Annotated in this window: 24 protein-coding genes; 7 read left to right on the forward strand and 17 right to left on the reverse strand. The window is 72.7% G+C overall.

Translation table 11 applies throughout. The features are described 5' to 3' along the window. Window positions 1–85 precede the first annotated feature (85 nt). Window positions 86–892 carry an exodeoxyribonuclease III gene (locus AC3WRT_RS18300; RefSeq protein WP_492724454.1) on the reverse strand — a complete coding sequence of 269 codons (807 nt, stop codon included), beginning with the start codon at window positions 890–892 and terminating at the stop codon, window positions 86–88. A gap of 99 nt (window positions 893–991) precedes the next feature. Here AC3WRT_RS18300 and AC3WRT_RS18305 point away from each other — a divergent pair, with 99 nt between their 5' ends. Beyond that, entirely contained in the window at window positions 992–1,993 is a 1,002-nt protein-coding gene (locus AC3WRT_RS18305) for a MauE/DoxX family redox-associated membrane protein (RefSeq protein WP_492724456.1), read from the forward strand. A gap of 108 nt (window positions 1,994–2,101) precedes the next feature. On the opposite strand, the gene AC3WRT_RS18310 is transcribed toward AC3WRT_RS18305, so the two are convergent. The 8 genes from AC3WRT_RS18310 to AC3WRT_RS18345 all read right to left on the reverse strand — a co-directional run bounded on the left by AC3WRT_RS18310 (window position 2,102) and on the right by AC3WRT_RS18345 (window position 10,477). Then, window positions 2,102–2,578, reverse strand: a complete 477-nt coding sequence (locus tag AC3WRT_RS18310; RefSeq protein WP_492724458.1) for a hypothetical protein — start codon at window positions 2,576–2,578, stop codon at window positions 2,102–2,104. A gap of 124 nt (window positions 2,579–2,702) precedes the next feature. Further along, the gene (locus AC3WRT_RS18315; RefSeq protein ID WP_492724459.1) at window positions 2,703–3,032 is read right to left on the reverse strand and encodes a hypothetical protein; all 330 of its coding nucleotides are present in this window, start codon (window positions 3,030–3,032) and stop codon (window positions 2,703–2,705) included. Then, on the reverse strand, window positions 3,029–3,817 hold the full coding sequence (locus tag AC3WRT_RS18320) for a hypothetical protein (protein WP_492724461.1): 789 nt from the start codon (window positions 3,815–3,817) through the stop codon (window positions 3,029–3,031). Before AC3WRT_RS18320 ends, AC3WRT_RS18315 begins: the two co-directional genes overlap by 4 nt. Continuing rightward, window positions 3,814–4,956: a glycosyltransferase gene (locus AC3WRT_RS18325; RefSeq protein ID WP_492724463.1), complete on the reverse strand. Its 1,143-nt coding sequence runs from the start codon at window positions 4,954–4,956 to the stop codon at window positions 3,814–3,816. Before AC3WRT_RS18325 ends, AC3WRT_RS18320 begins: the two co-directional genes overlap by 4 nt. A 10-nt stretch (window positions 4,957–4,966) precedes the next feature. Further along, entirely contained in the window at window positions 4,967–5,986 is a 1,020-nt protein-coding gene (locus AC3WRT_RS18330; protein ID WP_492724464.1) for a glycosyltransferase family 4 protein, read from the reverse strand. Continuing rightward, the gene (locus tag AC3WRT_RS18335) at window positions 5,983–7,140 is read right to left on the reverse strand and encodes a glycosyltransferase family 4 protein (RefSeq protein WP_492724465.1); all 1,158 of its coding nucleotides are present in this window, start codon (window positions 7,138–7,140) and stop codon (window positions 5,983–5,985) included. Before AC3WRT_RS18335 ends, AC3WRT_RS18330 begins: the two co-directional genes overlap by 4 nt. Beyond that, the gene (locus AC3WRT_RS18340) at window positions 7,137–8,486 is read right to left on the reverse strand and encodes an O-antigen ligase family protein (protein WP_492724467.1); all 1,350 of its coding nucleotides are present in this window, start codon (window positions 8,484–8,486) and stop codon (window positions 7,137–7,139) included. Before AC3WRT_RS18340 ends, AC3WRT_RS18335 begins: the two co-directional genes overlap by 4 nt. Further along, on the reverse strand, window positions 8,483–10,477 hold the full coding sequence (locus AC3WRT_RS18345) for a glycosyltransferase (RefSeq protein ID WP_492724469.1): 1,995 nt from the start codon (window positions 10,475–10,477) through the stop codon (window positions 8,483–8,485). Before AC3WRT_RS18345 ends, AC3WRT_RS18340 begins: the two co-directional genes overlap by 4 nt. 71 nt (window positions 10,478–10,548) lie before the next feature. Here AC3WRT_RS18345 and AC3WRT_RS18350 point away from each other — a divergent pair, with 71 nt between their 5' ends. Beyond that, window positions 10,549–12,048, forward strand: a complete 1,500-nt coding sequence (locus tag AC3WRT_RS18350; protein ID WP_492724470.1) for a tyrosine-protein kinase domain-containing protein — start codon at window positions 10,549–10,551, stop codon at window positions 12,046–12,048. Here the strand turns inward: AC3WRT_RS18350 and AC3WRT_RS18355 are convergent. Both AC3WRT_RS18355 and AC3WRT_RS18360 read right to left on the reverse strand, forming a co-directional pair. Beyond that, window positions 12,029–12,358: a PqqD family protein gene (locus AC3WRT_RS18355; protein ID WP_492724471.1), complete on the reverse strand. Its 330-nt coding sequence runs from the start codon at window positions 12,356–12,358 to the stop codon at window positions 12,029–12,031. The genes AC3WRT_RS18350 and AC3WRT_RS18355 overlap by 20 nt on opposite strands. After that, entirely contained in the window at window positions 12,355–13,299 is a 945-nt protein-coding gene (locus tag AC3WRT_RS18360; protein ID WP_492724473.1) for a nucleotidyltransferase family protein, read from the reverse strand. Before AC3WRT_RS18360 ends, AC3WRT_RS18355 begins: the two co-directional genes overlap by 4 nt. A 68-nt stretch (window positions 13,300–13,367) precedes the next feature. Here AC3WRT_RS18360 and AC3WRT_RS18365 point away from each other — a divergent pair, with 68 nt between their 5' ends. Continuing rightward, window positions 13,368–14,012, forward strand: coding sequence for a phosphatase PAP2 family protein (locus tag AC3WRT_RS18365; protein WP_492724475.1), 645 nt, complete (start codon window positions 13,368–13,370; stop codon window positions 14,010–14,012). A gap of 1 nt (window position 14,013) precedes the next feature. Here the strand turns inward: AC3WRT_RS18365 and AC3WRT_RS18370 are convergent, their stop codons facing one another. Beyond that, a complete protein-coding gene (locus AC3WRT_RS18370; RefSeq protein WP_492724476.1) occupies window positions 14,014–15,075 on the reverse strand; it encodes a glycosyltransferase family 4 protein in 1,062 nt (353 codons plus the stop codon). Window positions 15,076–15,189: 114 nt separating this feature from the next. On the opposite strand from AC3WRT_RS18370, the gene AC3WRT_RS18375 reads away from it, so the two are divergent. After that, complete coding sequence (locus AC3WRT_RS18375) at window positions 15,190–16,353, forward strand: glycosyltransferase family 4 protein (protein ID WP_492724478.1); 1,164 nt, start codon at window positions 15,190–15,192, stop codon at window positions 16,351–16,353. A gap of 3 nt (window positions 16,354–16,356) precedes the next feature. Here AC3WRT_RS18375 and AC3WRT_RS18380 read toward each other — a convergent pair whose 3' ends face one another. The 3 genes from AC3WRT_RS18380 to AC3WRT_RS18390 form a co-directional block, all read right to left on the reverse strand. Next, the gene (locus AC3WRT_RS18380) at window positions 16,357–17,916 is read right to left on the reverse strand and encodes a lipopolysaccharide biosynthesis protein (protein WP_492724480.1); all 1,560 of its coding nucleotides are present in this window, start codon (window positions 17,914–17,916) and stop codon (window positions 16,357–16,359) included. A 58-nt stretch (window positions 17,917–17,974) separates the two neighbouring features. Continuing rightward, complete coding sequence (locus tag AC3WRT_RS18385; protein WP_492724482.1) at window positions 17,975–18,943, reverse strand: glycosyltransferase family 2 protein; 969 nt, start codon at window positions 18,941–18,943, stop codon at window positions 17,975–17,977. A gap of 77 nt (window positions 18,944–19,020) precedes the next feature. Then, entirely contained in the window at window positions 19,021–20,094 is a 1,074-nt protein-coding gene (locus AC3WRT_RS18390; protein ID WP_492724484.1) for a glycosyltransferase family 4 protein, read from the reverse strand. A 129-nt stretch (window positions 20,095–20,223) separates the two neighbouring features. Here AC3WRT_RS18390 and AC3WRT_RS18395 point away from each other — a divergent pair, with 129 nt between their 5' ends. Together AC3WRT_RS18395 and AC3WRT_RS18400 are read left to right on the forward strand one after the other, a co-directional pair. Further along, window positions 20,224–21,333, forward strand: a complete 1,110-nt coding sequence (locus AC3WRT_RS18395; RefSeq protein WP_492724486.1) for a glycosyltransferase — start codon at window positions 20,224–20,226, stop codon at window positions 21,331–21,333. A 51-nt stretch (window positions 21,334–21,384) separates the two neighbouring features. After that, window positions 21,385–22,605 carry an acyltransferase family protein gene (locus AC3WRT_RS18400; RefSeq protein WP_492724488.1) on the forward strand — a complete coding sequence of 407 codons (1,221 nt, stop codon included), beginning with the start codon at window positions 21,385–21,387 and terminating at the stop codon, window positions 22,603–22,605. On the opposite strand, the gene AC3WRT_RS18405 is transcribed toward AC3WRT_RS18400, so the two are convergent. After that, window positions 22,598–23,191, reverse strand: a complete 594-nt coding sequence (locus AC3WRT_RS18405; protein WP_492724490.1) for a hypothetical protein — start codon at window positions 23,189–23,191, stop codon at window positions 22,598–22,600. The genes AC3WRT_RS18400 and AC3WRT_RS18405 overlap by 8 nt on opposite strands. Before the next feature lie 53 nt (window positions 23,192–23,244). Between AC3WRT_RS18405 and AC3WRT_RS18410 the strand changes: the two genes are divergently transcribed. Then, window positions 23,245–24,333, forward strand: coding sequence for an LCP family protein (locus tag AC3WRT_RS18410; RefSeq protein ID WP_492724492.1), 1,089 nt, complete (start codon window positions 23,245–23,247; stop codon window positions 24,331–24,333). Between the two features lie 49 nt (window positions 24,334–24,382). Here AC3WRT_RS18410 and AC3WRT_RS18415 read toward each other — a convergent pair whose 3' ends face one another. Continuing rightward, entirely contained in the window at window positions 24,383–25,315 is a 933-nt protein-coding gene (locus tag AC3WRT_RS18415) for a beta propeller repeat protein (RefSeq protein ID WP_492724494.1), read from the reverse strand. Window positions 25,316–25,322: the final 7 nt, after the last annotated feature.

Genomic DNA, 25,322 nt, shown 5'->3' on the forward strand with positions numbered 1-25,322 from the left:
GGACATGGGTGCATTCTGGCCCATCGGCGTGCACCGCACCCAAACCGGCCGGCGGGGACGGGTCGCGGGGTGACGGGGTGACAGGTCAGGCGGTCCCGAGGGCGTAGTCGACGACGACCGGCGCGTGGTCGCTCCAGCGCTCGGCATAGGTGGGCGCCCGGCCCACGAAGGCGTCCGTGACGGTGGCCGCCAGGCGCCGAGTCGCCAGCTGGTAGTCGATGCGCCAGCCCGCGTCGTTGTCGAAGGCCTTGCCGCGCCAGGACCACCACGAGTAGGGCCCGGTGACGTCACCGGCGTGCCGGCGCTGGACGTCGACCCAGTCCCCGCCGGCGAACCAGCCGTCGAGGACCGCGCGCTCCTCGGGCAGGAAGCCCGCCTTCGTCAGGTTGCCCTTCCAGTTCTTGAGGTCGGCCTCGCGGTGGGCGACGTTGAGGTCGCCGGTGACGAGGACGAGCTGGTCGCCGTCGGTTGCTCGGCGCATCCGCCGCGTCATCGCCTCGAGGAAGGCCATCTTGACGTCCTGGCGCTCGGTGCCGGCCTCGCCGGTGTGGACGTATGCCGAGGCGACCGTGAGCGGGCCCGCTGCCGTCTCGAGGTCGGCCTCGACCCAGCGGCCCTCGTCGGCGAAGGCGCCGTCGATCCCGATCCGCACCGTCGTGTGGGGGTCACGCGTGACGACGGCGACGCCTGCGCGTCCCTTGCTCCTGCCCTCCGTGTGCGCGACCGACCAGTGCGCCAGGCCCGCCTCGGCGAGCACCTTGGCGAGCTCCACGTCGTTGGCTCGCACCTCCTGCAGGCAGAGCACGTCGGGGGCGGCCTGCTGCAGCCACGGCAGCATCCCCCGTCGTGCTGCCGCTCGGATGCCGTTGACGTTGGCCGTGACGACGCGCATGCGCCCGATTGTGCAGGACCGGTGGCACCGTCGAGGCGGTGGCCCCCGGCATCGCGCAATCAACCCCGGTGGTAGGCCGTCGGCTGCCTAGAATGCGACGTGCCCACCGACGCCCTCGCCCTCGCCCCCGTGCTCCTCGCGGTCGTGCTGATCGTCAGCGCCGTCGGCAAGCTGCGGTCGCCGAGCCGGTCCACCGAGGCCTTCCGCGACCTGCGCGTGCCGACTCTGTTGTCGCGAACCTTTGTGGTGCAGGCCCTTCCCTGGGTCGAGCTGGTGATCGCCGTGGCACTCCTCCTCGTCGGTGGCCCGTTGGGCACGGTCATGACGGTCGCCGCTCTCCTGCTCTTCACGGCATACCTCGGGCTCGTGGTGCGGGCGCTCGGGTTCGACGAGGACGTGGACTGCGCGTGCTTCGGCGCCTTCGCGCCGGGGCGGATCACCGGGCGCACGGTGCTGCGCAACGCCTGGCTGGTGGCCCTGTCGGCGATTGCCCTCGGGGTCTCCCTGCCGGGTTCCTCGGTGGCGGCGCGCGTGGCGGACGGGCGGTTGGCGTGGTGGTGGCTGGCCGCGGCAGTCGCGGCAGCGGTGACCACGTGGCTCGTCACCGGGGCCACGTCGACCGCTGCGCAACACGTGGACGCGACGGAGTACGCCCAGGACGAGAGCGACTACCTGCGCACCCGGACCCCCGCGGTGCCCGTGGCCCTCGGGGACGGCTCCGTCACGGACCTTCGTCGCCTCAGCGCGACTCGCGCTCAGCTGCTGATCTACGTGTCGGAGGGGTGCGGCTCGTGTGTCGAGATCATCGCCGCCGTCCCCGCCTGGCGCACCGAGCTGCCGGAGCTGGACGTGCGGGTCGTCGTGGCGGTCGAGCCGCAGGAGTCCGCGCTCGCCGACACCTCCGAGCCGATGTCGGTGCACGACCCCGCGCGGCTCGTGTGGGACACCTTCGGGATAGGTGGCTCCCCGTCAGCACTCCTGCTCGGCGCAGACGGCCTGCTCGCCGGGGGTCCCGTCCTCGGGGGGCCTGCCGTGCGCGACTTCGTCGGTGAGGTCCGCAGCGAGCTGGAAGGGGCCCACCTCCGGCTGGCGCCGCGGTAGGCAGTCCCGAACGGCGAGGCGCGCCCACCTCGGCGGGCACGGACGATCGCGCAGGTGCCGGAGCACCTGCGCGATCGCACCCCCACCGCGAGACTGTCTGGTTACTTGTTACTTGCAGAACAGGTCGTTCGACGCGCACTCCTGGACCGGCGACGGGACCTGGGCGACCTGCGTACCGGCCTTCCCCTGGACGGTGTATGAGACGTTGATGAAGTTGGCGCTGTTGCTGCTGCAGTAGAGCACCGGCTGCGGCAGGCAGACGGTGGCACCAGCCGCAACCGTGATCGTCTGGTTGACGGGCTGGACGACGGCGTTGCCGGTGTTGGACGCGACCTGGGTCACGGTGATGGTGACGCTGGTGGTGCAGCTGTTGGTGAAGCAGATGTTGAGGCGGTAGCCGTAGTTGTTGGAGTTGCCGGGCTGCTTGCAGCTGGTGGCGCCGAAGCTCGCCGTGAGGCACACGGCCGAGGCCGCCACCGTGGGCGCGGCCCCTGCCACGACGACCGCCGGCACGGCCCAGGCCGCCCCCTTGACGACCGAGCGACGGCTCGGAGGCGCCGCGTCGGCGCCCTGGTTGTTTGACATGAATGATCCCCCACTCGATGACTGAAAACCCCCAATGCCTCGTCAACATAGCGTTTGTCGTGGGCCCGGATGCCCGAAACGGCAGGGCTTGGGGGCATGCGCCGCAGTCTTGCGGAAATTTGCGCTAAAGGTCTGAATTATCCTCTGCCACAAGGGATACAACTCGGGACGTATGGAGCTCCCGCACGGCGTCGGCCACCAGGTCGGTGAGCGAGCCGAGCCCCTCCGGCGGCTCGCCGAGCCGCTCGCGCAGCTGCTCCTCCAGCTGCTCGACGGTGCAGCCGTCACCGACCGCGTCGAAGATCTCGGAGCCGAGGTCCGACAGGCGTACGACGTGGTGCAGCGGCGGGCCCGCGACCAGGACGACCGTGCCGTCCTCGGTGGTGAACACGTCGAGGACGGAGCCCCTCGTCAGGACGGCGCCGGAGGTGACGGGGACGGGAAGGTCGCTCATCGTGGCCGTCCCAGCACCTCGCGCACCACCGGCTCGAGGTCGGATGCGTCCCGGTAGTGGACGCGTCGGAGGCCGCCGACGCCCTCCACGAGGCCGGCCAGCCGCTGCAGGGGACGGTCGAAGAGCGCGAGCGAGGACGTCTCGGGGGCGAGCAGCACCAGCGCATCCAGGGTGCTCACGTCCTCGACGTCCACCGGCTCGCCGGCCGCGAGGTCGCGGCGCAGCAGGACCAGACCCGCGAGCCACGGCTGCACGGTGGGCGCACTCAGGCCGAGGGACTCCGGCGCGATCTCGTCCTTGGGCTGGCCGGTGTCGGGCCGGCGGAGCGACAGGGGCTTGCAGTACGGCTCGATGGAGCCGTCCGCTGCCACCCCGATCGTCTCGTCGGAGACGTAGCCCCGCCCGGGACCTAGCGTGCGGACCACCGTCGTCTTGCCGGTGCCCCCGGGGGCGACCATGGCGATGGTGGCGCCGGTGCTCGGGTCGCACAGGCCGCCCGCATGGAACATCATGAGCTGCCCGGCCCGCGCCGAGATCGCGGCGTGCGTGACTGACTGCGTGAGACTCTGCAGCGCCTGGGCCACCGCGTCGGGGCCAGCCTCCGGCTCGAGCGACGGTGCCTGGACCACGGGCCCGGACGGGTCGGCATGCACACGGGCCATCGACCACGCGCTCTCGACCAGGGGAGCGAGCCGTTGGTCGGCCACCTCGACAGTGACCGTCGCCCCGAGCGCACGCACGTGCAGGCGGGTCCCCACCGCGGAGGTGGCCATGCTGCGGGTCATGCTCCCTCCTCTCGCCGTCGCAGGCGCTCGAGCACCTCGACCATGTCCTCGACCCGTCGAGCCCAGTCGTCCTCGGCGACCCGCCCGGGATCCGGCGCCGGCAGGGCGGTGGCCCTGTCGGGACCCAGCGCCTTCAGGACGGCGCCCACGAAGGCGTCCGCTGCCGCCACGGTGACGCGCTCGTCGTCGACCTCACGGAAGCCGGCGACGGGCGTCGCCACGACCGGACGGCCCGCGGCTTGGTACTCGTAGAGCTTGATCGGGTCGAGGCTGTCGGTGAAGGCCGTGACGACGTGCGGGACGACGAGGACGTCGGCGTGCTGGAGGTATGCCGGCACGTCGTCGCTCGGTCGGGCGCCGAGCAGGACGACGCCGGCGTCCACCAGCCGCGAGCGCTGCTCGGGCAGCATGGCGTCCGGGCCGACGAGGACGAGCGTGCCGCAGCCTCTGAGAGCCTCGCCCGTGGCCGCACAGAGCTCCAGGTCGAGCCGGTCGGCGTGCAGGGTCCCGACGTAGACGACCACCGGGCCGGTGGGCAGGTCGGTGGGCCGGTCGTGGACCACTGCGTAGGCAGCGGTGTCGACGCCGTTGTGCACCACGGTCACGCCGCGGGCACTGCCCTTGCTCGTTGCGAGGGCGGCCGAGCAGACGACGACCTCGTCGCAGCGCGTCAGCAGGACCTGCTCCTGGGCCACCAGTCGCTCGATCTCCACCGGCGAGCGCTCGGCCACGGTCCAGTCGTCGGTGATGTCGTAGAGCGAGCGCCAGTGGGTCGCCTCGACGAGCAGCGCGCCGGTCGGGTCGTTGACCCACAGGACGGGGTCGGTCATGCCGAGCGACCGGGCGGCTCGCAGGACCTGGCGGGCCCAGCGCTCGTCGAGGCGGCGGTCGACGCGCCTGGGCATCCACTTGGTGGGCTCCAGCAGCCACAGGGACTCCGGGCGCACGCCCGCGAGGTCCGTTGCAACACGGAGCCCGCGGCCGAGCCGGGGCTGCCCCGCCCCCAGCACCGAATGCAACGGGTCCGTCGAGGGCTCCACGAACAGGACCCGGAGGCCGGGGTCGCGGCGCAGCAGGCCCGCGACGAGGTGCTGGTTGCGCCGCCACACACCATCCCAGGCCTCGAGCGAGGTCACCACGAGATCCACCTCAGACCACCCCTCGGTAGACCGCAGCGGTTTCCCTGGCCTGGTGTGCAGGAGTGAAGAGCTCGCGTTGCACCCCTTGCAGCGCAACGGCATACGCGTCCCGGCGCCGTGGGTCGGCGACGAGCTCGCACAGCAGCCTGCCGGCGGCCGCGGCGTCTCCCGGCGGGTGCAGCATGGCGCCCGGCACGGCGCCGACCGTCTCGAGGTGTCCGCCCGCACCGACGGCGACGACCGGCAGCGCGGCCGCCATGGCCTCGAGGACGGTGAGCCCCAGCCCTTCGACACAGCACGGTGCCAGGAGAACCGCCGCCCGCTCCATGAGCTGCGGCACGTCGGTGCGGTGCCCGAGGAAGCGGGTCGACCGGGCGATCCCGAGCTCCCGGGCCAGTGCCGTCAGCCGCCCCCGCTCGGCTCCGTCGCCCGCGATGTCGAGGCGCCAGCCACGGGCTGCGACGCCGGACTCCGCAAAGGCACGCATCGCGAGTTCGGTGTCCTTCTCCGGCTCGAGTCGCTGGGCCACGAGGACGACCCGGTCGCGCTGCGCGGCAGGGCTCGTCGTGCCCGTCGGGTCGACCCCCGGGTGGATGACGACGCTCGAGCCGGCGATGGTGCCGGCGACGTAGTGGCTGATCGAGATCTGCGCATCGACGCGCCGGCTTGCCGCGGCGGCTGCGGTGGCAGAGATGGGGTTGCTCCCACGACCACGGGCGAAGTGGCGAGTGGCGACGAGCGCGGTGTCTAAGCCGAGAGTGGCTGTCGCGCAGGCGATCTCGGCCGCCGTCATGTGAGCGTGGACCACGTCGGCGCCAGGCGCCCAGCGCCGCACTGCAGTGAACACGTGGCCCACCGTCGTCGACGGCAGGGTGCACACCCCAGCGCCGGCGACCACGGTCATCCGGTCGGGGTGTCCCCCGATCACGATCACGTCGTCTCCGGCGAGCACCTGTGCGCGTGCCAGCCGGGCGACGTGGCTCTCGACACCCGCGAAGGCGTCGGAACGGACGGCGTGCACGATCCTCACCGCGACCCCCCGACCCCGATGCCGGCCGGTGACCGGTCCTCGTCCAAGCGGGTGAGGACGTCGAGGTAGCGACGGGCCACCGCGGCCCACGAGTGCTGCACGGCGCTCTCTCGGGCCGCCCGGCGCGCCGCCTCGGCATCGAGCTCGAGGCCCCTGGCCAGGCCGGCGGCGAGCGAGTCCACTGACGCCTCGACGACGGCGCCGTTCACGCCGTCGACGACGACGTCGGGCACGCACCCGGTGGCCGTGGCCACGACCGGTACGCCGCAGGCCAGCGCCTCCAGCACCACGAGGCCGTAGGACTCGTAGGAGCTTGGCATCGCGAGCACGTCCGCCGCATGGAGCCACGGCCGGGGATCGGCGTGGGCGCCGGCGAACTGCAGGCGGTCCCCCAGCAGCGTCGACGACGAACGGCCTGACTCGGCGGCGATCAGGTCGCGGGTGCCCCCGACGACGACGAGCCGCACGTCCGGTCCCAGTGCCTTCACGGCGTCCACGAGCAGCGGCAGGCCCTTGCGGCCGAACTCGTTACCGATGAAGAGCACCATTCGCGTCTCCGGGCGCAGTGCGAGCCCTCGCCGAGCCGCCTCGCGCTCGGCCGGGGTCGGCGGGCGGAACCGCTCCACGTCGACGCCGTTGCCGATGACGACGGTCGGGATGGCGAGGTGGGGGTAGGTCTTGCGCAGCAGCCGCTCCTCCTCGGTGACGAGGTTGACGACGAGCCGGTGGGTGCCGGCGCGCGAGTAGCGCACCCGGTCACGCGTCGTGGTGAACAGGTGCAGCGGGTTTCGCACCATCCGCAGCCAGTGGTGGCCGCGGGCGCGCATCGCCACCTCGACGAGGCCGTGGTTGACGTAGATGTCGCCGGCCATCACGTCGTTGTGGCACACGGACAGCTGCTCGGGGTGACGGCTGAGGTGACGACGGGCGCGGCGGGTGCCGACGGTCGAGAACCAGACGACGCGGGCCACCAGGGCCAGCCGGCCGGTCAGTCCCCCGCGGGTCTGCGGCAGCCAGGCGCCGCCCGCCTCCGCCAGGGTGAACCGCCGTACGTCGACGCCGAGCCGGCGCCACTCCTGCTCCAGGTGGTGGGCCACCGCGCCCACGCCAGTGCCGGGGCCGATCTCGGGCGTGATCTGGACGATCGTCGTCATGCGGTCCCCGCGGTCACGCGTGCTGTCACGGCGGGTCCAGCCGACGTGGCCTCGCCCGCCCCTGCGGCGTGCCGGCTGACGCCTAAGCAGATCCCGAGGACGACGAAGGGCAACGAGCCCTGGACCGCGGACCAGAACAAATCGAACTGGCCCTGGACCAGACGGGAGACCAGGACCGCGACGGCGAGCGAGCCGTAAGCGGGATCGAGCTTCCAGGCGACGCGCAAGGAGACGATCATGAGCACCAGGAAGGCTGCGAGGCCGACGACGCCGGCGGAGGTGAGCACCTCGATCTCCGCGTTGGGCGGCTGGAACTGGAACGGGAACCGGTCGGTGTACCACCACCGCAGCCCGACGCCGAACCACGGGTCCGAGCTCCAGACGGTCATGGAGTCCTGGAACCAGGTGAGCCGCTGGAACACCGAGTTGAACTGGTTGCCGGACTGCACCTGGTCCTGCACGAGGTTGGTCACGAAGACGACGAGGGGTGCGACGAGGAGCAGCACGATCTTGGAGCGCTTCCGGTCGGTGTCGGACCGCAGCACCAGGATCACCACGGCCGCCACGAGGCCGATGAGCGCCTGCCGTGACTGGGTGAAGAGGACGGCCGCGACCAGCAGGGAACCGAGCACGAGCGACCATCGGCGGCTCAGGCCCACCCAGGCGGGCCGGGCGTAGATCATGACCGCGCCGGTGGCGCACACCGTCCCCGCGAAGTTCTTGTGCATGACGTACGGGAAGCTCGGGTAGACGGGCGAGAAGTCACCGGAGGCGAAGTGCACGCCGCCCTCGACGACCGTGGCGACGGCCAGCAGGGCCATGGTGGCGAGAAGCAGGCGTATGCCGGTGCGACCGTGACCATTGGCCCCGACGGCCCAGCCGACGACAAGGGATCCGGAAACCATCATCCAGGCGTGCGCCCACTCGACGGCGTTGGCCGGGTAGGGGTTGTTGACGACCGTGATGAGGATCGCGAACTGGTAGAGCGCCGAGGCCCAGAGCACGGCACGCAGTCCGGGTGAGAACGGTCGCCGGGCGAGCAGGAGTGCCGGCACCGCCGCGGCGGCGAGCGCGAAGTCCGACAGCGACAGGTCGATCCCACCGCCGCCAACTCGCAGGACCACGAGCAGGACCGGCAGGACGGCCAGTGGGACGAGCCCGGGCTGGACGGCCGTGACGCCCATGGCGAGCACCGCCAGCGAGATGGCCATGGCGGCCTCGGGCAGCGTGACGGCGAGGCGGCCGACAGCGGCGACGAGCACGATGCCGCCGAGCAGGAGGGCGGTGCGGGCGAGCAGGTCCAAGCGCCCAGCCGTGGCCGGGCGTCGGAGAAAGGCCGTTGTCATCGGAGCGCCGCCCCCTCGGCCGCGGGGCGTCGAGAGTCCTCGGGCCGCCTCTCGGACCTGGCGGGACCTGCGAGGTAGAGGCGCAGGCGGCTGCGCGCGGCCCGCCTCCGCTCGTCTCGCAGCACGGCTCCGCGCAGGGCGGAGCCGGCGACCTGCCCGGCTCGACCCACCTGCCAGCCGAGGGCGCCGTAGTGCTTGCGAAGGAAAACCTCCTGGGCCGCGTGGAAGTGGCCCTCGCGCCTCGCCGCGTCGGCGCTCGTCGCGGCGCCGAGATGGGTGGCGTGCGCGGCGGGGACGAGCGCGTGCCGCCAGCCGAGAAGGCGTGCCCGTTGAGCCCAGTCGGTCTCCTCGGCGTAGAGGAAGAACCGCTCGTCGAACGGACCGACGTGGTCGAGGGCCTCGCGGCGCAGCAGGAGGACGGACCCGATGACGTAGCGGTTGCGCCGCAGCGGTCCGAGCCCGAGGGCCTCGACCCACGTCGCCAGGGGCGACGGGAAGGGCCACTCGACGCGCGACGGACTTCCGGCGCCGTCGACCTGCGCCGGCCCGACGCTCGCGAGGTCCGGCTCGGCGAGCAGTGCCGTCCGGAGGGTCTCGACGGCGTCCGGCCGGACGACGGCATCAGGGTTGACGAGCAGCACGTCTGCGCGCGGGTCGATCCGGCGCAGCGCCTCGTTGACCCCGGCCCCGAAGCCGCCGTTGCGCCCGAGGTCGACGTACCGTGCGCCCGCCGCCTCCGCCACCATCCGCACGGCCGACGACGAGGAGTTGTCCACGACTGTCACGGACAGCCCGCCGAGCGGCGCGAGCGCCTCCGCAAGCAGCCCGGGCTGCCCGTAGGCGACCACCACCACCTCGAGGGGGCGGTCATCCGGAGACTCCGCCGGACCCCACTGCTTGGTGGCAGCGCGGTACATCGCCTCGTGCTCGTGCGCGATGCGGTCCCACGATGTCGTTGCCGCGCGGGCGATTCCGGCCGCGCGGAGCCGACCAGCGACATCCGGGTCCTGCACCACCTCGGCGAGGGCCTTGGCCAGCGCGACCGCGTCACGCTCGGGCACCACGACGGCCGCGTCACCGACCACCTCGGGCAGGGCTCCGCTGTCGCTGACGACGACCGGCGTCCCGCACGCCATGGCCTCGACGGCGACCCGGCCGAACTGCTCGACCCACGACGGCGTCGTGACGGACGGGACGGCGAGCACGTCGACCGAGCGGTAGAAGTCTGGAAGGCCTTCGGGCGCCAGGGCGCCGAGGAACTCGATGCGGTCGGCGATCCCGAGCGACCCGGCGAGCTGCTCGAGCTCGCGGCGCTGCGGACCGTCGCCGGCCAGCCGTATGCGCAGCGCGGGCTCCTGGGCCGCCGCGCGGAGCAGGACGTCGGCCCCCTTCGCGGCCTCGAGGCGACCCGCGAACCCGACGACGGGCACCTCCGGTGGCGTGCCGGCATACGGCCGCGGTGTGTAGGTGGTGAGGTCGGTGCCGAGGTCGATGGTGCGAGCCCGACCCGGGAACCCCTTGCGCTCGGCGATGCGGCCGGCAGCGGCGTTGCACACGTTGACGCCGCTCGCGTGACGCAGGGCGGCGCGCTCGAGCCAGCGGAACGGGGGTGGGTAGCGCTTGTCGAGATTCTGCGCGCTGTAGAGCAGGTAGGGAGCGCGCTGCCGGCGGAGCCAGCGCAGGAGCAGGGTCTCGGCGGTCGCGAGGGCGAAGGGCTCCTCGTGGATGTCGATGACGTCGACCGGACGGCCGAGCGCGCGCCACAGCGGGCGCGGGTCGTAGAGGAAGAGAGCAGGGTGGGAGCCGAGGGTGTGGGCGGCGACCACCGGCTCGTCGGCACGGGCGACGAGCGGGACGGCACGCCCGCCCTCCGGCCAGGCGGCCGCCGACACGACGTCGACGCGGTGGCCCCGGCGGCGCAGGGCACGCTCGCGCTCGCGCCATGCGTCGACGACGGCGCTGTGGGACACCCGTAGTGCCCACATGAGCATCCCCACCCCTCTCCCCGTGCCGCTCCGTGGATGTCTCGGACTCGGCACAACCCTTTGGATGATATGGGACGATGCTCGCACTTACAGTCGAGTTGGGCCGGGGGGGCAAGGTGACGTTCCGGGAGTTCCTCGGCGTTCTGGGGGCACGGTGGCGGATCGTCGTCGTCAGTCTTCTCGCGGTCGTGGCCGCAACGGCGGTGCAGACGATGCTGACCCCTGCGGTCTACACGTCGAGCTCGAAGATCTACCTCCGGGCCACGCAGCCGGCGAGCACGAGCACCACCAATCAGCCTGCCACGTATGCCGTTTCGGCCAGTGACCTCGGCACTTACCTCGACGTGCTGACCTCGCCGTCGGTCATGGACCCGCTGCGGACCAGGCTCGGTCTCCCGGCGGGCTACCCGCTGTCGGTCAGTGGCGAGGTGTCGCCGACGTCCAACATGATGACGATCACCGCGACCGGTGAGGATCCCGAGCTCGTCGCGCGAGTCGCGACCGAGGCCGGTCCGGTCCTTGCCGACGTCGCCAAGAAGTTCTCGCCGCTGCTGGCCTCCAACGGCCAGGCCGTCGAGGCCGACACCATCGTCCCCGCCGCTGTGGCGGGAGAGCCCATGTCACCGAATGCCAGGCGCAACCTCGCGATCGGCGGCCTGCTCGGTCTTGCGCTCGGGATCGGACTCGCGCTGCTGCGCCACACCCTTGACACGAAGGTGCGCACCGAGGAGGACATCAAGGCGCTGTCCAAACGGCCCATCCTCGGTGACATCCCGCTCGTGAAGTCGACGAAGGACGGCCTGCTCTCCCTCGACAGCGACCCGCACGGCCGGCACGCCGAGTCGATCCGGCGCCTGCGCACCAACATCCTCTTCGTCGACGTGACGACGGGCGGCCACTCCTTCGTCATCACCTCGTCGATGCCCGGTGAGGGCAAGACGACCACGACGGTCAACCTGGCGCTCGCGATGGCCGACGCCGGCTCGAAGGTGCTGCTCATCGACGGCGACCTGCGCAACCCCTCGGTCGCCCGCACGATGGGCCTCGACGGGTCCTTCGGCCTGACGACGCTGCTGCTCGGCCAGGCCGAGACGGACGACGTCATCCAGCGCTGGCGCGGGACGACCCTGCACGTGCTGCCCGCCGGCCCCGTGCCGCCCAACCCGAGCGAGCTGCTCGGCTCCGAGCCGATGGAGACGCTCTTCGGCAAGCTGTCGCACGACTACGACTTCATCCTCGTCGACAGCCCTCCTGTCGTGCCCGTCATCGACGCCGTGCTGATCAACCGGCTGACCCACGGCCTCATCATGGTCGTCGGGGCCGAGCGCACGAAGAAGCGCGACCTGGCCAGCGCCGTCCAGTCTCTCGAGACGGTCGATGTCCCCGTCGCCGGTTTCGCCCTCAACATGGTGTCGGTCGGCTCGTCGGCCGCGCACCGCTACGGCTACTACGGCTACAGCGGCTACAACCGCGACGCCGAGCCCAAGCTGAGCGCCCGTCAGCGGCGCGCGCGGGCCAAGCGCCCAGCCGAGGCGCCGCTCCCCCACGCACCCAGCCTCACCGGCGGTCAGTCGTAGGCGGGTCGGTTCTCGAGCCTTCCTGCGAGGGCGTCGGTGCCACCAGCGGCTCGAGCAGGTCGCGACCGCACAGGTCGGCCACGAAGGCGGCGACATCGGGCGCGATGACCTCCTCGGGGTGCCCGACGGACTCGGCGACCCGCGCCACCCACCCGTCGGCCGGTCCGGTCGTGGCCTGTGTCCAGATGAGCGACGCGACGCCCTCGAGGACGACCAGCGGCCCGCCGGGCAGCCGCGCGACGTACACGGATAGGCCGTCGTGACTGACGGTCACGCCGGTGTCCCGGCCGGGTCGGAAGGCTGCGGTCACCGGGTGTCCGCCCGCGAGTCCGCTGTGCCCTCATGCCTGTTCCTGGACGATCCGAGTGCGAAGCGTGGGCGACGGCTGACCTGTTCGCGCAGCCCGCGCACGGGCCGTCCCACGAACTCTGCGACGACCTCGCGCCGGGTCACCGGTCGCCCCCGCACGATCGTCAGGTGCTCGACGTTCACGAGGACCGAGCGGGCCGCGATCGTGACCTTGGCGCGCACCCCCCGGGCGGCCCGCACGCGGGCCCGCCACTCGTCCAGCCGGGTCCCGCCGCGCGAGGCCACTCTCCAGAGGTCGTATGCCGGGTCGCCGCGATGGTCGTCGAGCGTGCCGGTGATCACCGAGAAGGCGAGGCCGGCGTCGAGCCGCTGCACCCAGTGCAGGATCCGGTCGCGCTGCTCCGCATCCGCCTCGGTCCACACCCACCTGACGTCGTTCGCAGCCTTGGGGTCGCCTCCACCGCGGGCGGCGTGGAGCATCAGCAAGGCCGCCTGGGCGTCGCGCGGCGGCACGGCGCACTCCACGCCGCCGAGGACGGTCGTGGTGCGCGCGGCCCAGAGGGTGTCGAAGGCGCGCTCGGGGGTCGGTCCGGTCCCGGGGTAGGTCCGGTGCAGGTCGAGAAGGCCGAAGTCCTTGTGGCGCAGGGTTGCCGCGTGTTCGAAGGAGGACCCGTAGGCGAAGGAGTTGATGAGCTCCCAGCCGTGGCGGCGCAGCTCGTCCAGCAGGATCCGCACATGCTCCGGACGCGCTAGCACGTCCGCGTCGGAGAAGCCGCGGCCGGGCACGAGCGTGCGGTCGAGCGCGGCTCCCTTGACGTGGAGCAGGTGGGCTCCGCAGCGGTCGGCGATCCACTGGATGCAGGCGTGGGCGAACCCGATCCGGACGTCGAGGGGCACGGATGCGGTCTCCGAGGGCTCCTCTGTCGCCTCCAGGGTTGCCATCTCGCGAACCCCCATACACTGCAGATGGACTGGTCGTTCGCACCATAACAGCCCTGCAGGAGGTGCACGTGTCGCACCGAAATCGCCTGCGCTGGGCCCTCGTGGCAGTAGCCGGCACCTGCTGTTTCGTGCTCGTCGCGCTGGCGTCGAGCCGCACTGCGGCCGGGGTGCGGATCGACCGTGCCGTCCGGGAGTGGCTGCTCACCAGTCCGCCCGAAGTGGTGGGCTCCGCGATGGACCATCTCGCCCGTCCGCTGGTCATCGTCGTGCTCGCTCCGGTCGTGGTCCTGCTGGCCCTGCTCGCCGTCGTCCGCCGGGGGTGGCGACGTGCGGTGGCCGGGCTCTTCGTGCCGGCCGCCGCGACGGCGCTGGCCCTCAAGGTCCCGGGCCGGCACGCCCTGGGGATCGACGTGGGCGGCTTTCCCTCCCATCATGCAGTGGCGGGCCTGGCCCTTCTCGTGGGTGTCGCCGTCCTGTGGCCGCGCCCCGTCACCCGCCGCGGTCTCGTCGCCCTGGCTGCTGCGTCCCTCGTCGTCTGCCTCGGGAACGTCACGGGGCACGCCCACCAGCCGCGAGACGTGCTCGGAAGCGTGATGCTGGTCCTGGCCGTGAGCGCAGCAGCGTTCGCAGTCCTGGGAGGCAACTCTGCGAACCTCGCCGCGCGGGTCGGTCCCCGCGGCAGGACTGCTCGCCCACCCGGCGGCCGGGACTGAGTCAGTCGGAGACCGCGCGCCAGACTCGCGCGTGCCCCGCAGCGCTCGCCTCCCAGGTGAACCCTCGCGCCCGCTCCCGCCCGCGACAGGCCATCGCCTCGACGTCGCTGCCCCCCGCGAGCACGCCGAGCACGCCCTCGGCGAGCGCCGAACCGGTCGGCTCCACGAGCAGGCCCGCGTCACCGACGACCTCGGGCAGGGACGACCGGTTCGACGCCACGACGGGCACACCGGCCGCCATGCCCTCGAGGGCCGGCAGCCCGAATCCCTCGACGAGGGACGGGACGACGACGACGGACGCGGCGGCATACAACCCGGGCAGCACGTCGTCGGGGAGGCGCCCGACGAGGCGCACGCCGGGCAGCGAGCCGAAGAGCTCGGTGCGGCGCGGGTGTGGTGGGCCGGCGAGCACCAGCGTGGTCCCGGGCCGGGCGGCGCGCACCCGCGGCCACGCCTCCGCGAGGGCGGCGAGGTTCTTGCGCTCCGACGCCCCACCGGCGGTGAGGACGAACGGCCCGTCGATGCCCAGTCCCGCGAGCGCCTCGGCACCGAGCGGCACCGCTCCGACGTAGCGGTCCTCGACGCCGTTGGGGACGACGACGGGGTCCTCGAGCCCGAGCAGGTCAACAGCCTCGGAGGCCGTGAACTCGGACACGCAGATCACCGCTGCCGCCCGGCGCAGCTCCGATGCGGCGGCCGGGACGGGCGCGGACTCGTCGGCCCAGCGCCACGCGACGACGTCGTGGAGCGTGACGACCTCGTGTGGTGCCGGAGGCAGCTCGAGGTCCATCCGGTGCACGAGCCCGCCTCGCGCATACGCCAGCCGGCCGACGGCCGCCCGGGTGCGCGGCGACGTCCCCCGGAGCCACCCCATCGGCAGGCGGATCGTCCCGGGCAGCGGAGACCGCAGCGACCGCGACACGGTCTGCCGCACCTCCCACGGCTCGTCGGACGCTGACAGCGCGCCGAGCGCAGCGCCGGCGCGTGCGGCGATGTGCCGCTGGTAGGCCTGCGCTCCCATGGGCACCGCCGTGGCGGTGGTGGCGATCGTGAGCCGGGGCACGCGGGATCCTGACTGTCGCGGTCGCTGGAGGTCGGACGGGCTCTGCCTTCGCATCGTAGGGTGAGACGGCACGCCAGGGGGATCGGCCACGCGTGCTCGACGAGAGGAGCCGCCGTGGGTCGCCGGGTCGCGCTCGTCGCCTCGTCGTTCCACCCCTACCTCGGTGGCGTGGAGTCCCACGTTCGCCACGTCGCGCGGGAGCTGCGCGCGGGCGGCACGGAGGTCGAGGTGTGGACCGTCGACCGCGGCGAGCACCTGGGCGTCACCGAGCTCGACGGCACCGTCGTACGCCACCTGCCGACTCCCCTGCCGGCCCGGTCGGGTCGCGCGGCGGCGAGCTTCGCCGTCGCAGCGCCGGGCGCCTGGGGCACGTGGAGGTCTGCCTACGGCACCTTCCGCCCGGACGTCCTCCACGTCCAGTGCTTCGGGCCCAACGGGGTGTATGCCGCCGCGCTGGCCCGGCGGACCGGCACCCCTCTCGTGCTGTCGAGCCACGGCGAGACGACGGCGGACGACCACGACGCCTTCGGCACGTCGGCGCTGATCCGGGCCGGGCTGCGCCACACGATCGCGGCCGCGGTCGCGACGACCGGATGCTCCGAGCCGGTGCTCGACGACCTGCGCAGCCGGTTCGGCCTCGTCGGCGGAGAGGTCGTGCCCAACGGCGTCGGCCCTGTCCCGACGACGGCTCCGTCGTCGGGCGTGCTGCCCGGCGACCTCGACCTCGACGGCCGTGCCGTCGTGCTCGGCGTCGGGCGCCTCGAGACGGCAAAGGGATTCGACCTGCTCGTCGAGGCGGCCGCCCGCATCGACCATGGGCTTGAAACGACTCTGGTCCTCGCCGGCGACGGCTCACAGCGCGAGGCACTCGCGTCCCTCGGGGAGCGGCTCGGGCTGGGCGACCGGCTGCGGCTCATCGGCCCCCTCGACGAGGCGGGCGTGCACGCGTGGATGGTCCGCGCCGACGTCGTGGTCGTGCCCAGCCGCAAGGAGGCCTTCGGCATCGTCGCCCTCGAGGCTTGGAGGGCCGGGGCGCCACTGGTGGCAACGACGCTCGGCGGCCCCGCAACGTTCGTCTCCGACCGCGTCGACGGCCTCCTCGTCGATCCGGTCAACACCGCCGCCCTCGCGCACGCGATCGAGTCCCTCCTGCGCGACCGTTGCCTCGCGGACGATCTGGTCGCGGCCGGGCACTCGACGGTGCGCCGCTACTCGTGGTCGGCCGTCGCCCAGGCCTACGGCGAGCTCTACGACCGAGCGCTGCATCCTGCCCCGTGAGCCTCAGCGCTCACCGGCATCGACCCCTCGCGCCCCTGCGCGTTCCGGCATGGAGACCCACCCCAGCACCCGGTCGGCGACGCGGCCGACCCGGGTTGGGATCGCGCGGCCAACGGCAACACGGTCCTCTGCGCTGAGCCCGGCACGAAGCAGCCGCATCGCCGCGACGCAGACGAGCCCGCCGGCAAGGCTCACCGCCACGGCGCGGAGCAGGACCGGCCCGGCCAGCTGCGAGCCGACAACGAAAGCGGCCACGGTACAGACAGATCCGATGACGGCGGGCAGTCCGTCGCGCAGGGCGGCTCGGACCGGGAGCCGGAGCGCTCGCAGCTCGCGGCCGGCCAGGATGCCGAGCGTCGTGGCCGCTCCACCGGCGTTGGCGATGACCGCGCCCCAGGCGCCGAGGGACGGGATGAGGAGGACGGCGAGCCCGAGGTCGACGGCGAGTGCCACGAGGTTCGCGGCGAGGATCGCCTTGCCGGAGAGCCGTGCCGAGACGAAGGCGAAGACGGGGCCCCCGACCGTGGTCAGGCCTGCCGAGATCCCGAGCGCCAGGACCACGGGCGACGCCGCAGCGAACTCGGCCCCGTAGAGCACGGGGACGAGCAGGGCCAGTGGGGCCACGCCCGTCGCGAGGATGAGGCCCACGACGGTCGAGCTGGAGCGGGTCACCCGGCGGAAGGCAGGCTTGACGGCTGCCTCGTCCACCTCCCGCAGTCCGGAGATGGCCGGGATCAGGGGGCCGACGAGGGCCTGGGCCGGGGCGAAGGCGTGCACGGCGAGGCCGAACGCGAGCGCGTAGATCCCCAGCTCCGCGGGCTGCGCGAGCCAGTTCATGACGAAGACCTCGCTGCGCGAGGAGACGAGTCCGCTGACGACGCCCGCCAGGCCCATCGGCACGGCGAACGCCCAGAATCCCCGAGGGAGTCCGCGCGGCAGCACGGGTCGCAGCACGGCGACGCGGTAGGCCGGCGAGATGCGCAGGAGGCACAGGCCCACCGCGGCGCCCGAGACGATCAGGCGGCTGGCCCAGACCGCGTCCGGCGTCCTCACGAGCACGGCCACGGTCACGACGACGACCTGCGTGACGAGGGTAGTCAGCAGCGCGATCTTGGCGCCGTCCTCCGTCTTGTTCTCGATGCCGAGGCAGGCAGCGGCGCCGTCGAGAGCCGACGGGATCACGACGCCGAAGACCAGGGCGAGCACCATCGCCTGTGGTGGGACGTCCGCGACGAGGAGCACGACGGCGGCCAGCACCGGCATGGCGACGAGCAGTCGGAAGCCCTGCCACTGGGAAAGCAGGCGCGCCACGTCCGCGGTGCGGCCGGCCGCATGCGCCTTGGACCCGAACTGGATGACGGCGGTCGCCACGCCACCGGTCAGCAGGGCGCCGACGAACTCCATCAAGGCCGTCAGCAGCGCGAGCCGGCCGTAGTCGGCCGCCCCGAGGACACGCGCGATGACGAGGTTGACGGCGAAGGCGACGGGGATGCCGACGAAGGTGTTGACGACGGTCCAGGCGACGCCCCGGACCGCCCGCTGCTGCAGGTGGCGGGCGCTCATCCCCACGGGGTCGTCGGGGGCTTTCTGGTCGGGCTGCCCCGGATCCGTGGACGACACCTCAGCCGGGGCGCCGGTTGCCGAGGTTGGTACGCACCGCTGCAGCGGTCCCCACGGCGAGGCCACCGAGCGTGGCCGAGACGTGGAGGGCCCGACCGCCGACGGCGCGGACCCGCTGGCGCGCCGCGCGGTTGCCGTCGACCACGGCCTTGGCGCCGTCGGTGACCGCACCGGCCACCTGACGGAAGGCGGTCCCGTAGTAGCGGCGGAGGATCGGGGCGCCCATGCCGAACGTGTGCGACAGCAGCACGACGTGGTTGCGGTGGCCGTAGAAGGTGTAGCGCACGTCGAAGCGCCGGCCTCGGGCGTAGGTGCCGGCGACGTGCTCGACGAGGGCCTTCGGCGTGTACACGATGCGGTGCCCGGCGCGTCCCAGGCGCAGCATCATGTCGCTCTCCTCGCGCAGGCAGGTCCCGGGATAGAGGTCGACGATGCCGCCGATCTGCTCCAGCGCGGACCGGCGGATCGACATGTTGGCGCCGAGCACGTGGTCGACGTCGAGGTCGCGACCGGTGTCGGCGGCGAAGTTGCCGGTCAGTGTGCCGTCGGCAAGCAGGAGGCCGACCGCCTCGAGCCCCTCGTGCTCCTCACCGGGGCGACCGTTGCTCGCGCGACCGCCGACCGCGCCGACGGCTGGGTCGGCGTAGCGGGCGACGAGGTTCTCGAGCCAGTCGGGCGCGGCGTAGGCGTCGTCGTCGACGAACGCGATGATCTCGGAGCTGGTCTCGGCCACCCCGATGGCCCGCGAGGTGGCCGTGGATCCGCGCCCGGCATCGTTGCGGAGGTAGCGCACGCCCGGGAAGTCCGCCACGACGTCGACCGTCAGCCGGTGCGGCGACGAGTCGACGACGACGATCGCGTGGGGGGTCAGCGACTGGCAAGCGAGGTGCTCGAGGCAGATCCGCACGTTCTCCGGGCGGTTGAACGTCGCGACGACGACGTCGACCGACGAGGACGCGGCGTCTGTCATGGCAGGAGTATCGCACCGGATCGAGGCGGGCGTGGGCGACCCGGAGATCCCGTTTGCCACCGTTTGGGCCACCGTCCTCAGCCGCGCCACCCTGCCTCGGCGAGCGCCGCCTCGAGCAGGTCCGTGGCGGTATCCCAGGTGTAGCGCTGGGCGTTGCGCCGCCCCGCCTCGACGAGCGACGCACGCCGCTCCGGGTCGGACGCAATGGCGCGGACCGCCTCGACGACCTGCTGCGGCCTGCCCGGGTCGCAGAGCACCGCGCCGTCGCCGGCGACCTCCGGCATCGGGCCGGCGTGCAGAGCCACCACCGGGCACCCGCGCCGCTGCGCCTCAACCACCGGGATGCCGAAACCCTCGTAGACAGAGGGGAACACGAGCGCCGTGGCCCGCTCGTACAGCCAGGCGAGCTCGTCGTCGGTGAGTCGCCCGGCGAAGGTCGCGTGCGACCAGCGCGAGGTGCCGGCGTCGGAGAAGACCCGGCTGTCGCCGCGAGCACCCACCACGACGGACCGGATGCCGGCAGCCTCCAGCGCGTCGAGGGCCGGCGCGAGGTTCTTGTGGCGGGCGAAGGTGCCGACGCACAGCGCCCAGGGCTCGTCGTGGGGCACAAGGAGCCCGGGCCCCGGGCGCGTCGGGACGAATCGGTCGGTGTGGTCGCTGCCGTTGGGCACCACGTTGACCCGGGCGCGGTCGACGCCCACCACGTCGTGCAGCTCCTCCGCGCTGAACTGCGAGACGGTGAGCACCCGGCTCGCCCGGCGCCCGAGGACCCGGTACATCGAGCGGTACCAGGCACGAAAGGAGCGGCTGTAGGTCTCGGGATGCCGGAAGACGGACGCGTCGTGCAGCGTGGCCACCTGGCTGCGGGCTGCCAGCGGGGCGGGACCACCGAGGCTGAGCAGCAGGTTCCGCCGCGCCACCCACGGCAGCACGACCTGCTCGAAGAGCTGGCCGCTCGCGCGGGACCGCCGCACCTGCGCCGCCGACGCGATCGACTCGGGCACCACCGTCCCCCTCGGCACGTGCAGGACGACGCGGCCGGGGTGCCGGGCGACGAGGCGGGTGGTGAGCTCGAGCGCGTAGCGCTGCGTCCCTGTCGTGGCCTGGGAGAGGAACCTGCCGTTGACCGCGAGCGCCGGGGTCGGCGTCACCGGCTGCCGCCGGATCGGGGCCCGAAGTGAGCCGGAATCGCCACATACCCTCCTCGACGCGGGAAATGCCCCACACTGACACTCGGCACTGACCGAATCTAGCGGCCTCTCGTGAACTGATCGGACACCATGAAGGATCGACCGCGCGTCGCGATCGCGCACGACTACCTGACCCAGCGCGGCGGTGCCGAACGCGTCGTCCTCGCGCTGCTCCGGGCCTTCCCCGACGCGGTGATCCACACGACCCTCTACGACCCCGACGGCACCTACCCGGAGTTCCGTCACGCGCGCGTCGTCGTCTCCCCCCTCCACCGGATCAAGGCACTGCACCGGGAGCACCGCGCCGCGCTCCCCTTCCTTCCGTATGCCGTGTCGCGGCTCCCCGTCGACGCCGACGTCGTCGTCGTGTCGAGCTCGGGCTGGGCCCACGGGGTGCCGACGACGGGGCGCAAGCTCGTCTACTGCCACGCTCCCGCGCGCTGGCTCTACCAGCCCGCTGCCTACCTGGGCGGCGACGCCGGCCGGTCGGCCAAGGCGCGCGTCCTGTCGGCGCTCAGCGGCTGGCTGCGCCGGTGGGACGCCCGCGCCGCGGCGTCTGCCGACCGCTACCTCGCGAACTCGACGGTGGTCCGTGAACGCATCGCGGCGGCATACGGCATCGACGCGGAGGTGCTGCCCCCGCCCTACGGCATCGAGCCGGGCGGCCCGCAGGAGTGCGTGCCGGCGCTCGCCGACTGGGCCTGCGACGGTTACCTGCTCGTCGTGTCGCGGCTGCTGCCGTACAAGAACGTGGACGTCGCGGTCGAGGCGCTGCGGGGCATGCCCGAGCGGCTCGTCATCGTCGGGGCGGGCCCGCTCGAGGCGCGGCTGCGGCGCGAGGCGCCGGACAACGTCCGCATCGTCGCGCGCCTCACCGACGCCGAGCTGCGCTGGGTCTATGCGCACGCGCGCACGCTGCTCGCGCCGAGCCACGAGGACTTCGGGCTGACGCCGCTCGAGGCCGCCGCCTTCGGGGTGCCGACCCTGGCGCTGCGTGCCGGGGGCTATCTCGACACGGTCGACGAGGGCGTCAACGGGACCTTCTTCGACGAGGCGACGGCCGCGGTGGTGCGCGCCGCGGTGGTCGCCAACCGCGACCGGGTGTGGGACGCCGAGGGCATCCGGGCTCACGCGGAGCACTTCTCCGAGGCGCGTTTCGCCGAACGCATGCGTGCCGAGGTGGCCCGGATCCTAGAATGACCGAGGCCGGGGGCACGGGGGTGCGGTCGCGGTCCGGACAGTAGGGGGAGCATGGACGGCACGAGCACGCCCGACGGTGCGGCGGGACCACTGGCTGCGCCCACGCAGGTCGCAGTCCCCACGACCCACACGTCGTCGACGGCGCCAGTGGCGACCCGCCGCCTGGCCTACGTCGACACCATCCGCGGCTTCGCGGCCCTGTGGGTCTTCCTGCTGCACGTCCACGGCTACTGGCTCGACAACGTCCGCCCCCCGAAGCTGTCGGGCGACGGCTTCCTCGTGCGCGTCATGGGTTTCGGTGGCGCCGGCGTCGACATCTTCATCGTTCTCTCCGGCTTCTGCCTCACCCTGCCCCTCATCCGCGACGGTCGCCTGCGTGAGCTCGAGCCGCGCCGGTTCCTCCGGCGGCGGGCCTACCGGTTGCTGCCGGCGTACTACGCCGCCGTCGTCCTCGTCATGGCACTCGAGCTCGTGCCCGGCCTGCGTGAACGGCTGGTGAGCCGCGACCTGACCCCGACCGTCGCGCTCACCCACCTGACCCTGACGTTCCCGCTGTTCGGCGACACCCTCGGCGCGGTCAACGGTTCGCTGTGGTCCATCTCGCTCGAGGCGACGCTCTACCTGGGATTCCCGCTGCTGCTGCTCATGCACCGCCGGTGGGGCATGCGCCGCGTCCTTCTCCTGACGCTCTCGGTCGCGCTGGGCTGGGCGGTCTTCGGGCTGTGGTGGGCGGGGCAGCAGCACGCCGGTGGCTTGTTTCCCCAGCCCGACAAGCTCTTCCCGGCACGCTGGTTCCAGTTCGCCCTGGGCATGTGGGCCGCCACGCTGGTCAGGTCCCCACGGGAGGGCCACCTGCCGCGTGCGTGGCTGACGCTTCCGGCTGCGCTGGCCATCGGGCTGATCGGGTATGCCGGCGGCTGGAGCCCGGTGAGCGCGCTCGGTTTCGGGGTGGTGGCCGTGTGCCTGCTCGTGCTGCTGGCCCGCGTGCCCGGGCGGGTCTTCGACGTCGGTCCGCTTCGCTGGCTCACGTCGCTCGGGGTCATCTCGTTCAGCTTCTACCTGCTGCACCAGCCGGTCCTGCTCCTGACCTCCCGCCTGGCGCGGCCCGCCGAGTGGGGCATCGGGCTGACGACGCTCGTCGCGCTGGCAGTGGCCGGGACGGCGACGCTCCTGGCCGCGACGGTGTTCTACCACTTCATCGAGAAGCCCTTCCTCGTGCGCGGCAGCATGCGCAGCGTGGTGCGTGACGACACGCCCGGGGCTGCTAGCTGAAGGAAGCCTCGTGCACGACGAGGAACCAGCCGACGACCGGCGCGCCGACGGCGAGGATGATCGCCAGCACCCGTAGCGCCGGCGCGTGGCCGTAGACCTTCGCGAGCACGGCGGCGACCAGGCCGACGGCGAAGATGCCGATCGAGGTGGTGGCGAAGTGGGCGCTGAGCTCGACCATCTCCGGTGAGGTCGTGATGTTGGCGATCGTCGCCGCCTTGCCGGCGGGGCCCCACGGCGCGGGCAGCGGCACCTGGGCCAGCAGGAGGGCCGCCACGCCGAGCACGTCGGTGCGCAGGTGGGACTGCCGGAGGGCTGAGGCCTGCCGCCTGCTGCGCACCGACGGCAGCACCGCGGCGGTGGGTGGCGTCAGCGCGCGCGGCAGCGTGAGCAGCAGTCCCGGCAGGCCGGCCAGGGCGGCGAGGAAGGCCGCGTAGAGCTTGGGATGACCGCCCGAGGCGAGGCCGAGGACGGTGACGAGCGGCGCGGTCGCGTGCATGAGCAGCCACACGTAGGCGACGAAGGCGAGGACGGCTGCGATCGCAAAAGGGACATCGGCGCTGAAACGGCGTGGACGTCCGGCGGGCATGGCGGACAGTGTAAGCAGCCGTGACCCCGGTCCCGGACACCTACACTGACGCCGTGGACAGCACCCGAGCGCGTGACACCGACCTCTTCCGGCGCGATCGGGTCGACCCCGGAGACGGATCGTCGGGCGGCTCCGGCGACGACTGGGACGGCGACTCGCCGGCCGGCGGCGGCTCCCCGCGGCGCGAGAAGCGGCGCAACCGCAAGGTGCTCGTCGCGGCCCTCGTGCTGCTGCTCGTGCCGGTGCTCGCGGTCGGCGGCTACCTGGCGTGGCTGAACCACATCGTCACCAACAACGTGAAGCAGGAGCTGTTGCTGCCCGGCGGCGCGGGCAGTCAGCCCACCGACAAGAACGGCGACGTCGTCGCCCAGCCGACCGGCAACGGCACCAACTACCTCATCATCGGCAGCGACGCCGGGCCCGGCCGCGAGGGCGGTCGCTCCGACGTCATGGTGCTCGCGCACGTGCCGGCCGACCGCTCCGTCGTGACCCTGATCCACTTCCCGCGTGACCTCTACGTCCCCATCCCGGGCAACGGCAAGAACAAGCTCAACGCCGCGTATGCGTTCGGCGGGCCCCCGCTGCTCGTCAAGACGATGCAGAACATGCTCGGCGTCCGCATCGACCACGTGGCGCTCATCGGCTTCGAGGGCTTCAAGGCGATGACAGATGCCGTCGGCGGCGTCGACGTCAACGTCGAGGAGGCCTCCAAGGGCGACGGCAAGGTCTTCACCGAGGGCGTGCAGCACATGGACGGCGAGACGGCGCTCGTCTTCGTCCGCCAGCGCAAGCAGCTGAGCGAGGGCGACATCTCCCGTGGGCAGCGGCAGCTCGCCTTCATCAAGGCCCTGATGCTCAAGAGCCTGAGCAAGGACGTGCTGACCAACCCGCTCAAGCTCAAGGACTTCCTCGACGCGGCGACGACGAACCTGACGGTCGACCAGAAGCTCGACGTCGGCACGATGCGCTCCGAGGCGTTCGCGATGCGTGACCTGCGCGGCAACGACATCCGCTTCATCACCGCGCCGTTCACCGGCTTCGGCACCAGCCCCGCGGGCGCGTCCATCGACATCGTCGACGAGGTCAGGATGGGCGACCTCGGCGAGGCCATCCGAACCGACGCGCTGAACTCCTACAAGTAGGAGCACACCGGGTCTGGCGGCGATCCTGCCGGCCCGATGCGGGGTCGGGTCAGACCCGCTTCCAGGACGTGAGGTCGCCTCGCGAGACCCAGGTCTGGTCGCCGGCGACGATCCACGCGGCGCGGTCGGTGACCGACAGGCCGACCTCGCCCGGTCGGGCGCTCCCGACGGGCACGCAGTCGATGACGTTGGCGTCCTTGCCCTTGGCGACCTGGACGAGCTGGACGCCCGTGCACCCGTCGACGGTGCGGACGGCATACGTCCTCAGGGACCGGTCGGCGAGAACGTTGCCGAGCGCGACGGCGCCGGGCGCCTCTCCGGAGGCGGTCCAGGTGTCGCCGCCGTCGTCCGTCCTGACGACGGAGCCGTCGGCGCACAGGGCCTGCGCCTGGGTGCCAGAGGTGCGCGACAGGTCGAGGACTGCCTCGTCGCCGCAGGGGGTGGCCTTGGAGGCTCTCGGCGTGAGCACCCGGGTCGGCTCGTCGAGCCGCCTGGCCCACCCGCCGCTCACGGCGGTGGGCGGCTGCCACTTCCGGCCGAGGTCACGGGTGGCGTACTGCTTCGGCGCGCAGTCGGAGCCGGAGCCCACGACGAAGGCCCGGGACTTGTCGACCGGCTGGATGCGGGCGAGGGCAGGCGCCGGCGAGCGCACCGTGGTCCACGTGTCGCCGCCGTCGCGGGTCACCTGCATGGTGGCGCCTCCCGAGTCGCACGACCCGGTGGTCGCCCGCCAGGCTGTCGTGGCGTCGAGGGCGGAGACGAGCCGGGTGACCGGGACGGCGCTGGGCGAGGACGTGCTGAACGACGGGCTGGGCGTTGTCGTCGTCGGCGTGGCCGGGCTCGTCGGGGACGCGATGGGCGTCGACGAGGTCTGTGGCAGCGCGACGGGCGTCTCGCGGCCGGCCCGCAGGGCCAGCGCGACCAGGCCCACGTCGACGACGAGGAAGGCCACGAGACCGGCCAACGCCACTCGGTTGTTCATCGCTCGA

It is taken from the genome of Terrabacter sp. FW104-15G4B (assembly GCF_058790095.1).